The organism is Chitinophaga sp., from assembly GCF_036569125.1.
Classification (GTDB): domain Bacteria; phylum Bacteroidota; class Bacteroidia; order Chitinophagales; family Chitinophagaceae; genus Chitinophaga.
This window is the reverse complement of sequence record NZ_DATCRF010000305.1, coordinates 1-13,724: the sequence shown is the minus strand read 5'-3', so window position 1 is coordinate 13,724 and position 13,724 is coordinate 1. Positions and strand designations below refer to the sequence as shown.

Annotated in this window: 10 protein-coding genes; 6 read left to right on the top strand and 4 right to left on the bottom strand. The window is 48.7% G+C overall.

Annotated elements, in window-relative coordinates:
* Positions 1-101: 101 nt before the first annotated feature.
* From VIM87_RS11330 to VIM87_RS11315, 4 genes are all read right to left on the bottom strand, one after another.
* On the bottom strand, positions 102-902 hold the full coding sequence (locus VIM87_RS11330; RefSeq protein ID WP_331997102.1) for a GNAT family N-acetyltransferase: 801 nt from the start codon (positions 900-902) through the stop codon (positions 102-104).
* Between the two features lie 428 nt (positions 903-1,330).
* Positions 1,331-3,418 carry an alpha-L-fucosidase gene (locus VIM87_RS11325; RefSeq protein ID WP_331997101.1) on the bottom strand — a complete coding sequence of 696 codons (2,088 nt, stop codon included), beginning with the start codon at positions 3,416-3,418 and terminating at the stop codon, positions 1,331-1,333.
* 174 nt (positions 3,419-3,592) lie between these two features.
* Complete coding sequence (galK, locus tag VIM87_RS11320) at positions 3,593-4,735, bottom strand: galactokinase (RefSeq protein WP_331997100.1); 1,143 nt, start codon at positions 4,733-4,735, stop codon at positions 3,593-3,595.
* A gap of 327 nt (positions 4,736-5,062) precedes the next feature.
* Positions 5,063-6,385, bottom strand: coding sequence for a sugar MFS transporter (locus VIM87_RS11315; protein WP_331997099.1), 1,323 nt, complete (start codon positions 6,383-6,385; stop codon positions 5,063-5,065).
* 266 nt (positions 6,386-6,651) lie between these two features.
* Between VIM87_RS11315 and VIM87_RS11310 the strand changes: the two genes are divergently transcribed.
* The 6 genes from VIM87_RS11310 to VIM87_RS11285 form a co-directional block, all read left to right on the top strand.
* Entirely contained in the window at positions 6,652-8,277 is a 1,626-nt protein-coding gene (locus VIM87_RS11310; protein ID WP_331997098.1) for an MFS transporter, read from the top strand.
* Positions 8,249-9,214, top strand: coding sequence for an ROK family protein (locus VIM87_RS11305; protein ID WP_331997097.1), 966 nt, complete (start codon positions 8,249-8,251; stop codon positions 9,212-9,214). The genes VIM87_RS11310 and VIM87_RS11305 overlap by 29 nt, the downstream gene beginning before the upstream one ends.
* A gap of 264 nt (positions 9,215-9,478) precedes the next feature.
* Positions 9,479-10,525, top strand: a complete 1,047-nt coding sequence (locus tag VIM87_RS11300) for a N(4)-(beta-N-acetylglucosaminyl)-L-asparaginase (RefSeq protein WP_331997096.1) — start codon at positions 9,479-9,481, stop codon at positions 10,523-10,525.
* Positions 10,526-10,783: 258 nt separating this feature from the next.
* On the top strand, positions 10,784-11,545 hold the full coding sequence (locus tag VIM87_RS11295; protein ID WP_331997095.1) for a copper homeostasis protein CutC: 762 nt from the start codon (positions 10,784-10,786) through the stop codon (positions 11,543-11,545).
* A gap of 112 nt (positions 11,546-11,657) precedes the next feature.
* Positions 11,658-12,428: an endonuclease/exonuclease/phosphatase family protein gene (locus VIM87_RS11290; RefSeq protein WP_331997094.1), complete on the top strand. Its 771-nt coding sequence runs from the start codon at positions 11,658-11,660 to the stop codon at positions 12,426-12,428.
* A gap of 72 nt (positions 12,429-12,500) precedes the next feature.
* Positions 12,501-13,724, top strand: a 1,224-nt coding sequence (locus tag VIM87_RS11285; RefSeq protein ID WP_331997093.1) for a beta-N-acetylhexosaminidase, incomplete at its 3' end; no start/stop codon positions are given.

Genomic DNA, 13,724 nt, shown 5'->3' with positions numbered 1-13,724 from the left:
TATCGAGTCCTCCGCTAAATCCCAGTACTACTTTTTTACTCATTATTATGGTTCTGATGGTTAGGTGGTAAAATTGCTAAATTATCGTTGAAACAGCACCATTAAAACAGGTTGAACAAAAAGAATTTCTTTTTGTTGTTGCTGGCTGCGCTGGTGTTACCGCCTTTCAGCAGCACATATCTTTTATACCGCAGCCAACGTTCAAACAGGCGGAAGTTCTCTTTGAACGCCCGTTGTTTCTTTGGATGCAGCATATCAATATTACCATTGGCGGCTACCATCATTTGCGGCTGCACGCTTACGGTCTTATGCTCAGCGGCGGCTCTGTCGCGCATGGCTTTCTCTTCCGCTTCCTTCAGCTTCTGCGCAGGATCGTAGAGCATGCCGGTACACAGGCAGTTCTTACGTTCTTTGGCCGTGAGAATGTCGAAGTTCACACAGCTGCGGCAGCCTTTCCAGAACTCCTCATCATCTGTAAGCTCAGAGTAAGTAACGGGCTCGTAACCTAATTCTGAGTTGATCTTCATTACGGCCAGGCCGGTGGTAAGACCAAATATTTTGGCATCCGGGTATTTTTCCCTGGACAATTCAAAGATGCGGTGCTTAATTGATTTAGCCACACCATGGCCACGGAAGGCGGGATTAACGATCAGGCCGGAGTTGGCAACAAATTTCCCATGGCTCCAGGCTTCAATGTAACAAAAGCCTACCCATTCGCCCTTTGCCGTTAGTGCTATTACAGCCTTTCCTTCATCCATCTTCAACTCCACGTATTCAGGTGAGCGTTTGGCAATACCGGTGCCGCGCGCTTTGGCGGAGGATTCCATCTCGTCGGTGATGGTTTTTGCATAAATTTTATCGTCGGGAGTGGCTACCCTAACGATGATATCTGTATTTTCCAACTTTCGTAAATTGAAAAAAGTGAACCAATAGTATTAAATGAGCTGCCTTATGTGGTCAGGAAAAATAGAAATCACAAATGATGGGGTAGATCATTGTGCGATAGCATGCCAATATGTTAGACGAATGCTATCAAATGCGAGGTCGTCGGGAGAGATATTTAAAGACATTACACCCAATAGAGTACATGCCTTCCATCAGAGAAGGATGATACGCAGAGATGTTGGTATGGGTCGCAAAGTTTTCCAACTTCAGTTCAGCATTAAATTGTGAAACAAGTGTCTTTAATTAATTCTCCGCAAAATTATAACATATTCTATTATTATCAGACTTTTTTTTTGCTATGACAATACTTTAACATAATTGAAAAACGGACTGCCTTCGGGGATAACTCCCAAGACAATCCGTTTATAATGAATTAATTATTTTCCTACTTTGTTAACACCTCCAGTTCGGCTACGCTAGCATCGTGGTCCGTTTCAAAAGCCGGTTCCAGGGCTACCAGTTTAATATAGCGGGCTGTAACGGCCTGCGGGAAGCGGATGGTTTGCTGAACAGGGTTGTTGCGGATGTTGTCGAAACTGCCGGTGCTTACCGGCTGACCCCACTCCTTCCCATCATTACTCACATAAAAAGCATACTTATAAATAATACCGCTGAAAGTGGTGTGCGGATCCCGGTGTGGCAGGTAGCTGAACCCTTTGAGGCTCAGGCTTTCGCCCAGGTCAATGGCCAGCTCATACGGATAATGGCCAAAGGCGCCTTTGCCGGAGGTCCAGTAAGTTTCCGGGTTGGCATCTATGGCATTGACTGCAGTTCCGGCCTTACCGTCTGCTGCCAGCACTTTCCATTTGGACTGGGCCATATTAAAGCTGGCGCTGATGGTGGAGCTGGCTGTTTTGCCTTTGTGAATGAAGGCCTTAGCTTTTACCACGCCGCCCTCAACCAGGGCAAACGGCTGGCTGTAACGCGGGGAAGTAAAGGTGGGCTCACTGCCATCAAGCGTATAGTGCAGCTCCGGATCGGGTGAGGCGCAGGTAATGGACAGCACACCTTCTTTATCGCGTTTGATCTCAGGATCGGCCAGCAGGTCCGGGGCATTATATAATTGTACCTCGCTGATAACCGGGCAGGCTTTGGCATCCTTTATATTAATGCGTACCTGGGTGGTGGTAGTAGTGGGCACCCGCAGCAGGCGTTTATGCCCGATGGTGGTTTCATTGGCTACCTCTTTGAAAGCGCCATCCTCCAATACCTCTACAGTAAAGGCTTTTACGCGCTGGCCCAGGGCAATATATTCCTGCAGTACCACCCGGTTAAAGGTAACCGGTTTGGCAAAGGTGAGCGTAATGCCGGCATTGTGCACCTCATCAGGCGTAGCCCAGTAGGTTTTGTTATTACCATCTACCAGGTAATTAGCCTTAACAGCGGTATTGTTCTTACGTATATCGGTTACAGTTACTTTGGCGCTGCGGGCAAGGTTATTTTTAAACGTGGTTTCCAGCAGGCGTTTGAACTCCATGAGGCGGGTTGAGTCATTTGCGTTGATAAGCCCGCGGCGGTCAACCGGTACATTCAGCAGCAGGTTACCATTGCGGCCTACGGATGCGTTGTAAATGTCCAGCAGCTTTGCTACGCTTTTTACCTTGTCGTTGGTAGCCTCGCTGTAAAACCATCCCGGGCGGATGGATACATCACATTCTGTGGGCACCCATTTTTCGCCGTCTTCATCTCCTTTATTAAGGGTGGCCTGTGAGGGCGCATTTTTACCGGGCTCGTAACCTGTTACATTCAGGGTGCTCCAGTTGGTAGTGCCTGCATAGCCATCTTCATTACCAACCCAGCGGCAGCCGGGGCCCACATCACTGAAAATTACTGCATTGGGCTGTTCACGGTATACTACGCTGTGAAACAGCTGCCAGTTATATTCCTGTTTTTTGCCGTTGGGCCCTTCCCCGTTGGCGCCATCAAACCACTGCTCAAACACGGGACCGTAGCTGGATAATACTTCATTCAGCGTTTTGGCAAAGATCTGGTTATACTGCGGGGTGCCGTAAGCCGGGTGGTTACGGTCCCAGGGTGACAGGTACACACCGAACTTAAGGCCATACTCTTTACAGGCGGCGGAAAGCTCTTTCAGCACATCGCCCTTGCCATTTTTCCAGGCGCTTTCCCGTACAGTATGGGTGCTGTATTTACTGGGCCACAGGCAAAAGCCATCGTGATGCTTGGCAGTGATGATAATGCCTTTCATACCGGCCAGCTTGGCCGTACGCGCCCATTGGCGGGCATCCAGCTGGGTAGGGTTAAAGATGCGGGGATCTTCATCGCCATGCCCCCATTCCCGGTCGGTAAAGGTGTTGGGCCCAAAGTGAATGAACATATAATACTCCATATCCTGCCAGTTCTCCTGGGCTTTGGTAGGGAGGGCACCGTAAGGTTTGATGGTGGATTGCGCTACTGCTGCGTTGTAGCATAACAGTGCGCCTGCTAGGAATGTTGCTGCTTTTTTCATCATACACTGACTGTCGTAGTAAGGAGTAAATGTAATATAAAAAGGCGCAAAGCTAAAAGCATAAAGCATAAAGCTGAAGGCCGGATACTGAAGCCCCTGAGAGATTACCGGATTAGTTTGTCTTATCCTTTATGCTTTGTGCTTTATGCTTTTTGCTTTATGCTTTCCGCTTTATGCTTACTGCACCTGCACGCCTTCCTCAATACTGGTTACATAAATTTCAGGCGCCTTGCCGAATTTCTGTTGATAACGGTCGCGGATATACGTTGTGTACGCTTCAACCTGATCTTCCTGCACCAGGTTAATGGTGCAGCCGCCAAAACCGCCGCCCATTACGCGCGCGCCGGCTACTTCAGGGCGTTGCTGCGCCAGATCTACCAGGTAGTCCAGCTCAGGGCAGCTTACTTCGTACAGGCGGCTAAGACCGTCGTGCGTAGCATACATCAGCTTACCAAACTCCTGCAGGTTGCCCTGCTGCAGGTAATCACAGGCCAGCTGCACACGGGCTATTTCCGCTATTACATAAGCGCAGCGTTTATATACAATATCGTCCAGTTTATCTTTTACGGCTTCCAGCATATCCATGCTGGCATCGCGCAGGGACTGCACCTGCGGGTAGGCAGCCTGTAATATTTTTACGCCGGCTTCACATTGCTGGCGCCGTACATTATATTCAGAAGAGGCCAGGGAATGGTGCACCATGGAGTTACAGAGCACAATCTTCTGGTTAGGGAAGTTAAAGGGATAATAAGTGTAGGTAAGATCGCGGCAGTCCAGCAGCATCACCTGGTCTTTTTTACCATGCAGGTTCGCAAACTGGTCCATGATACCGCATTTTACACCGGGGAAAGTATGTTCTGCCTTTTGCCCTATCAGCGCCATATCCATACGGGATAACGCATAACTCATTAAATGATCCAGCGCTGCTACCAGCCCGCCTTCTACAGCTGCGGAAGATGAAAGGCCTGCGCCTACCGGCACATCGCCTGCTATTACACAATCAAAGCCCGGTACTTTATAACCGCGCTTTTGCAGCTGATCTACCACGCCCAGGAGATAGTTGATCCACCCCGGTGTAGGTTTTACAGCATCCAGGTCAAAACTTACCTGCTCTTTATTAAAGGCGGCATATGCGTTGCATTTGTTGGTGCCGTTCAATGCTACTGCATAAATAATACGTTTGTCAATAGCGGCGGGTAATACAAAACCGTCGTTATAATCCGTATGCTCACCGATTAAATTGATCCTGCCGGGAGAGCTTACCAGCACGGGCGTGTTGTTAAATAATTGAATGAACTGATCCCTGGTTTGTTGTAGCATCTTAATTAGATAGATGATATTAAATGTATAAAGTACGCCTAAAAATAAGGCACCGCGGTTAATTACCCAACTGTAATAAGGGATTGCGGCGAAAAGAGAGAGATGAAAGGATTGCAGCAGGACCTGACAGGCAATGGAGTGCAATCATATATGAGTATTAGTACAATTGTAGTAAGATCATTCTCACATGCCTTGTGGACTTGACGTGGACTTGATGTGGACTTGATGCGGGGATGAGGTGGAAAATGGCAGGCAAATACTAAAAGAAAAAGCCCGCAGATCAGTGATCCACGGGCTTCGGCAGTTGAATAACAAGTCAAAAAATACTTAGGCCTTCGGTTTTCCTACCTTATGGCCTGCTACTGCAAAATACAGAATGTAAGCGTAACAGGGCAGCATGCAGTATAAAAATGCCTGGCGGAAATTAATACTTTCGGAATGCAGGAAACCCAGCATACCATCCTTATTAAACAGGCCGCCATACACCTGCGGCAGCACGCCGCCGCCAACAATGCCCATTACTAAAAGGCCCGCGCCCAGCTGGGTGTATTTGCCCAGTTTATCAATAGCCAGGGGCCATATGGCAGGCCACATGAGGGCATTGGCTAAACCTAATAATGCAATGAAAGTTACGGCGGTATAACCATCTGTAAGGTAAGCGCAGGTGGTAAATATTAAGCCCAGTATAGCCGAGATCCGTAAGCTCATACTCTGCGAAATGATCTTAGGGATGGTAATGATACCTATTATATACCCTACCAGCATAGCGGCCAGTGTAAAGGAGGTGAAGTATTTGGTCTTATCCAGGCTCATACCCATCTGGTTACCGTAGGTACCGATCACATCTCCGGCCATTACCTCTACCCCTACATATAAGAAGATACACAGCACACCTAACAACAGGTAAGGGTATTGCAAAATGCTGGTCTTTTCTGTACCGGTGGAACCTGCGTCGTTCCCGGATGTATCTATTTCCGGTAAGGAGGAGCGTTTAATGAAGAAGGCAACTATCACCAGCACAACGGCCATTACAATATAGGGGCCTATTACGCGGGAAGCCAGGCTATCCAGCAGCAGCGATTTTTGTGCGGCATCGGTAGCGGTATTGATCTGCTCTTCCAGCGCGGTGGCATTCTTTAATACAATGGTGCTTAGTACCAGCGGCGCAATAATGCCGGCTATCTTATTACAGATACCCATAATGCTTATTCGCTTAGCAGCGCTTTCAATAGGGCCTATAATACTGATATATGGGTTGGAAGCGGCCTGCAGCAAGGTAAGGCCGGCGCCCTGTACAAATAAGCCGGTGAGGAACATTCCAAAGCTACGGGTATTGGCGGCGGGCAGAAAAATAACCGACCCAACGGCCATTACCACCAGGCCCAGTGCCATACCGTTCTTGAAGCCTACCTTTTTAAGGATGAATGAAGAAGGCAAGCCCAGGAAAAAGTAAGCTAAAAAGAAGGCGAACGTTACCAGCAAAGCCTGGCCTATACTGAGTTCGCAGGCTATCCTCAAAAATGGGATCAGCGTACCGTTCAACCAGGTAACGAATCCAAATACAAAGAATAGGATACCAATGATGGTAATCGATTGCACATAGCTGGCTTTCTTCTCCGGCAATGCAGCAACGGGCGAGTTTGACGACATAGATATAACTTAAAATGATGAAAAATATATAGATTTTGGTTCACTGTAACACGAACTTAAACAACTATTCCGGTATTTTATAACCCCGGAAGTGGTATTTTTCCGTTTTTTTCATTCACTACCATTTTTAGATAATTTTCTATAATCTGCGCGCTAAAACGTTTTTGCATAATATAAAATTTCAAGAATTTATTTTTATTTTAGAAAATCTTAAAAAATAATTTATACATTTATCGGGTAATAATCCATAGTAATTAAACACGTTTATGGCTGAACAATCAAAGCAAGGTACACATCCCTCCTTTTCAGTACTTGTTCTCGTTTTTTTCTTCTGGGGGTTTGTGGCCGCATCTAACAGCATCTTTATCCCGTTTTGTAAAGCGCATTTTGATCTAACCCAACTGGAATCCCAGTTAATTGACTTTGCTTTTTACGGCGCGTATTTCATCGGTTCCCTATTGCTCTATCTCTTTTCTGTTATCCGTGGTGTTGATATTCTCAACAAGATCGGTTATCAGAAAGGGATCATTTACGGTTTGCTGATATCCGTTGTAGGCGCGGCTGCGCTGATAGGTGCAGTAAACCTTGGTAACGGCATGGCTAACAAGTCCGGCGCGTTTTACCTGATCTTAGGAGCCTTTTTTATTGTAGCACTTGGGTTCTCATTGCAGCAAACTGCCGCTAACCCTTTTGCCATTTTATTAGGTGACCCTTCCAAGGGCACACACCGTTTAAACCTGGCTGGTGGTGTAAACTCTTTTGGTACTACCATCGGACCTATTATTGTAAGCATGCTGCTGTTTGGCAGCGCACAGGGTGGCGATGCTTCCAAAACAGACATCAGCAAGATCAATACGCTGTACATCCTGCTCATTGTATTGTTCCTGGTAGCAGCCGGTATTTTTGCATTGGTAAAAATGCCTAAAACCACCGGTGATGAACATTTTGAAAAATCCAGCAAAGCCAGTGGCGCACTGATAGGCATTACTGCCATGTTTGTGCTGATCATGGTGGGCATTACTACACAGAATGCATTACCGTTCTTTATTGCCGGTATTGTTGGTATCCTCGCTGTGCTGTTCTATGCTAAAACAGCTTCACAGAAAAATGGTGAAGGCTGGGGCGCTATGAAGTACCCGCAGCTGGTGCTGGGCATGATCGCCATTTTTGTGTATGTAGGGGTAGAAGTTTCTGTGGCCAGTAACATGGGCGCATTGCTGAAACACCCGGGGTTCCTTACTCCTGAAGGTTTAGCTGAATCACAGATCGATCCTTACATTTCCCTGTTCTGGGGTAGCTTAATGATCGGCCGCTGGACGGGCGCCATCACGGTGTTCAACGTTTCCAAGGCAACGCGTCAGCTGTTATTTGTGATCGTACCGTTTATTGCTTACGGTGTTATCTTAGGCGCCAATGCCTGGAAAGGCAACGACATCAGCGCACTGTATCCTTATGCCGGTGTGATCGTAATACAGATCATCGGTTTCTTTGCCGGACAGGAAAAACCCGCCAAAACCTTAATGATCTTTGGCTTACTGGGTGTAGCCGGCATGGTGGTAGGTTTATTAACCACCGGTGCAGTTGCTACCTTTGCTTTTGTAAGCGGCGGCTTATTCTGTTCCGTAATGTGGCCTTCTATCTTCTCCCTGTCTATTGCAGGTTTGGGTAAATATACCAGCCAGGCTTCTTCTTTCCTGGTGATGATGATCTTAGGCGGTTCCCTGGTACCTCCGGTACAGGGCGGATTAGCAGATACCTCTCTGGGCATTCATGCCTCTTATATTATACCAGCCTTATGCTTTGCATACCTGGCTTTCTTTGCATTTAGAGTTAAAACTATTTTAAAATCTCAGGGAATCGATTATGAGTCAGCAATTAGTAGTGGGCATTGATATTGGTGGAACCAATACAAAATTCGGCGTTGTAGACCGCAGAGGCAATATTCTGTGCGATGGCCGTATGTTAACCAATCAACATGAAAATGTAGCTGGTTTTTTAGACGAGCTGCATGAGCACCTGTCTAAACTGATAGACCAGGCAGGCGGCATCGATAATATCAGGGGTATAGGTGTGGGCGCGCCCAACGGAAACTATTACACCGGTAATATTGAGTATGCACCAAACCTTCGCTGGAAAGGCGTTATACCACTGGCTAATTTGCTGGGAGAAAAATTTGGTTTGCCTACTGTATTAACCAATGATGCCAATGCAGCTGCATTGGGAGAGCTGATGTATGGCGCTGCCCGCAGCATGAAAGATTTTATCGTGATCACCTTAGGTACGGGCGTAGGCAGCGGTATTGTTGCCAACGGACAGCTGATATATGGTCATGATGGTTTTGCAGGTGAGCTGGGCCACTGTATAGTGATCCCCGGCGGCAGGTACCACCCCGGCACCGGTGCGCACGGATCCCTGGAAGCCTATGCTTCCGCTACCGGCGTAACCAACACGGCGCTGGAATTCCTGGCTACCCGCCCGGAAACCAAGAGCACACTGCGTGATCTGAAGAAAGAGGATATCAACTCCAAAACCGTGTTTGACGCGGCTATGGCAGGCGATCCGCTGGCCAGGGAAGTATATGAGTTCACCGGTAAGATACTGGGTGAGGCATTGGCCAACTTCGTGATGTTCAGCAGCCCGGAAGCCATTATATTATTTGGCGGCTTAACCAAAGCCGGTGACCTTATCATGAAACCGGTACGGGAACATATGGAGCTGAACCTGTTGCCTATTTTCCAGAATAAAGTGAAGCTGGTGTTCTCTGAGCTGAAGGAAAGCGATGCGGCTATCCTGGGCGCAAGTGCGCTGGCTTGGGAGATGAAGGATTAAGTGGTCCATAGTCGATAGTCCATGGTCCATGGCCTGGTGCGGGAGGAGAGTGTGAGTGGAATGGCTGGAAAAGCCTGCAGTCCACGGACGACGGTCGATGGCCTGGTGCAAGGAGGAAGGTGTAAAAGGATGGCTGGTGGCGACGATGATTCCAAGGCTTAGTGCGGGGAAAAGCAGAGAGTGGAAGGCCTATGGAGGATTGTAACGGAAGTGGGATTGAACGAATAAAATAAATACAGTATCTTTCGATCCATATTATCTTATATGCAAGATCGTAGAAACTTTTTAAAAGCAGCGGCCCTTGGCGCCGCTGCTTTCTCTTTGGATGGAGTAAGCGCAGCATCTGCCAGCGCAGCAGGTAAAACCGTAAAGGGGAAACCTATCGTGATCTCTACCTGGGACTTCGGCATTCCTTCCAACAAGGCTGCCTGGGAAGTGTTGAAAAAAGGCGGCCGTGCACTGGACGCCGTAGAAGCCGGCGTGCAGGTACCGGAAGCTGATCCGGCAGTAACTACCGTAGGTTATGGCGGTTATCCCGACCGGGATGGCCATGTAACCCTGGACTCCTGTATCATGGACGAGCTGGGGAACTGCGGTTCTGTAGCCGCGCTGGAACATATTGTACACCCTGTTTCCGTGGCCCGTGCCGTAATGGAAAAAACACCGCACGTAATGCTGGTAGGCGAAGGCGCGCTGCAGTTTGCGCTGGCCAACGGTTTCAAAAAAGAGAACCTGCTAACGCCGGAATCAGAAAAAGCCTGGAAAGAGTGGCTGAAAAAATCTGAGTACAAGCCGCAGATGAATATAGAGAACAAGTCTTATAACGCTAACGGCACTACGGCATTTAGCCCGCTGCAGCTGCCGGGCAACGTATATAACCACGATACTATTGGCATGCTGGCGATGGATGCACAGGGCAACCTGTCCGGCGCCTGCACCACCAGCGGTATGGCGTTTAAAATGCGGGGCCGTGTGGGCGATTCTCCCATTATTGGCGCCGGTTTGTATGTGGATAATGAAGTAGGCGGCGCAACCTCTACCGGTGTGGGTGAAGAGGTGATCCGTATTGTAGGCAGCCACCTGGTGGTAGAGCTGATGCGGCAGGGCTATTCGCCTGAAGCAGCTTGTAAAGAAGCCGTAAAACGTATTGTGAAAAAGAGCCCGCAGAAATCGAAAGAGATCCAGGTAGGCTTCCTGGCCCTGAATAAAAAGGGTGAGTTTGGCGCTTACTGCCTGCAGGAAGGGTTCAGCTATGCCGTGTGTACAAGCGATACGCGGAATGAGCTGATAAAAGGGAAACATTTTTATTAATTGACAGGAAAATAGTTGGCAGTTGCCAGTGGGCAGTGGGCAGTCTGGAAGCACTTCTTATTGCAAACTACCAACTTGTAACAGCTAACTTGAAGCAGGGAATGGTTATTGTGTAATTGTTAATACGCAGTAACTCCTGACTGCCAACTGCCCACTGCCAACTGCAAACTATTTAAAACCGGCACTACGCAGTACTTTTTACTGCCAACTGCCCACTGGCAACTGCCAACTAAAACAGGCAACTGCCAACTAAAAACGATGAGCATTACCTTAGAAATATGCGCCGGTTCCGTAGGTTCCTGCATAGCTGCCCAGGAAGGGGGTGCACAACGCATTGAGCTGTGCGATAACCTGCTGGAAGGCGGCACCACCCCCAGCTACGCTACCATAGCAGTGGCGCGGGAAAAAGTGCAGATCGCCCTGTACCCTATTATACGCCCGCGCGGGGGCGATTTTTTATATGATGACCTTGAGTTTGAAGTAATGCAGCGGGATATAACCATGTGTAAACAGCTGGGCTGTGACGGCGTTGTAATAGGCATTCTCACCCCCGACGGACAGGTAGATAAAGAAAGATGTAAAAAACTGGTTGACCTGGCCTGGCCCATGGGCGTTACGTTTCACCGTGCCTTTGATATGACGGCAGACCCGCTGCAGGCCCTGGAAGATATTATTGAAACAGGCTGTGAGCGCATCCTTACTTCCGGGCAGCGTAATACAGCAACGGAAGGTGCTGCCCTGCTGAAAACGCTGGTGCAGCAGTCACAGGAACGTATAGCCATTATGGTAGGCTCCGGTGTACGGGCCCATAACATTGCCGCTCTTGTAAAGGAAACGGGCGCAGTGGAATATCATACCACTGCCAAAGCCTATGTAGAAAGCGGTATGACCTACCGTAACCCCAATGTAAGCATGGGCGGCATTCCCGGAGTGCCGGAATACGGTATTTCCCTTACCCAGGCTGCGGAGGTTAAAAAGATCAGGGAGGAAGCGGAGAAGGCTTATCAGGAAATGTTGTAACTTAAAACAATTAATAATTAAGAATTAATAATTAATAGACGTAGCGCCGGTATTGCGCGTAAAACCTGCTTTGCGATTATTAATTCTTAATTATTCATTATTCTGATAAACTATGAACCGTTACCTTATTATCCTGGCACTCTGTTGCTGCAGCTGGCCGTTACTACTACCTGCGCAAAATCTGAAAGTGCTCACCTACAACATTCATCACGGCCAGAACAACCAGGGCGCCGTAGACCTGCAAGGCATTGCCAACGTTATACTGGCCACTAATCCTGACCTGGTAGCCCTGCAGGAAGTAGACAGCGCCACTACCCGCACGCAAGGCAGCGATCAGCTTAAAGAACTGGCTTCCCTTACCGGCATGTACACCTATTTTGCAAAAGCAATGGACTATGAAGGCGGCGCCTATGGCACCGGCATCCTGTCCAGAATGCCTATTACCGCTACGGAACGTATAGCCTTACCTGGTAATAAGGACCGGGAGCCGCGCATAGCCGGCATTATTACCCTGCAGCTGCCCGGCGACAGCCTGCTGCAATTTGTAAGCGCGCACCTGGATGCCAGCGATGAGCCCAGCGACCGTATAAACCAGGCCACGGCCCTGGTGCAGCGTTTTACCAATGCCAAAACACCTGTAATACTGGCCGGGGATCTGAATGCAGCTCCTGCCTCCAAAGAAACCGGTATTTTAAAGCAGCTGTTCACCGATGCCACCCAGGCAGCCGGCCCTACCTACCCGGCAGATACGCCTACCGTAAAGCTGGACTATATACTGCTGTATCCCAAACACCGTTTTAACGTAACGGCCACCCGCGTAATACAGGAAACTGTTGCCTCCGACCACCGGCCCCTGGTAGCTGAGCTGGAAATAAAAGAATAAACCGTTATACTGAAAGTTGTATCTTCGGAACCGTCTTTTATACCACCCATCAACCTGGCTGAAATAACATTTATGAACAGAACAATGAACCGTAAACGGGCCCTGTTACCCTGTGTAATAGCACTCGCCCTGGCAGGCCTGACCGCCTGTACCAACAATCAACAGGGAGCAGCACCCAAAGGCAAGGTAAGCATCATACCTATGCCGGTAAGCGTGCAGGAAACGCCCGATTCTTTTCTATTGGATAAACAAACCGTGCTGGTAGCCACTACCCCGGAGGATAAGCAATCCGCAGGCCTGTTCAATGCCTGGCTGAAAGAGCTTACCGGCTATGAGCTGAGCGTGGCAGAACAGGGCGATAAGAACGCCATTGTGCTGCATACCGGTACTGATAGCAGCAAACATGCAGAAGGTTATACCTTAAAAGTGGGCAAAGACCGGATCGATATTAACGGCAACGACGGCAGCGGCACCTTTTACGGCATCCAAACCCTTATTCAGTTATTACCGGTTGAAAAAGGCAGCAGCTTATGGATACCGGGCGCCGATATCAATGATTATCCCCGCTTCCCTTACCGCGGGCTGCACCTGGATGTAGGCCGCCACTTCTTTTCCGCCGACTTTGTAAAGAAATATATTGACCTGCTGGCCATGCATAAGATGAATACTTTTCACTGGCATCTTACAGAAGACCAGGGCTGGCGTATAGAGATCAAAAAATATCCGCGCCTGCAGGAAGTAGCTTCCAAGCGCAAAGAGTCCATGGTAGGGCATTACAACGATCAGAAATTTGACGGTAAACCTTACGGCGGTTATTACACCCAGGAAGAAATTAAGGACGTAGTAGCCTATGCCACTGCGCGCCATGTAACCGTGATACCTGAAATAGAAATGCCCGGCCACTCCCTGGCAGCATTAACCGCTTACCCTTACCTGGGCTGCACCGGCGGCCCTTATGAAGTAGGCACCAAATGGGGTGTTTTTGAAGATATTTACTGCGCCGGCAACGACAGCACCTTCCTGTTCCTGCAGGATGTGCTGGATGAAGTAATGGCGCTGTTCCCCAGCAAATACATACATATTGGCGGCGATGAAGCCCCTAAAACACGCTGGGAAAAATGTCCCAAATGCCAGAAACGCATGAAGGACGAAGGGTTGAAAGATGTGCATGCGTTACAGAGCTACTTTATCCAGCGCATGGAAAAATACCTGAACAGCAAAGGACGCCGTATTATTGGCTGGGACGAGATCCTGGAAGGCGGCCTGGCCCCTGATGCCACTGTAATGAGCTGGCGC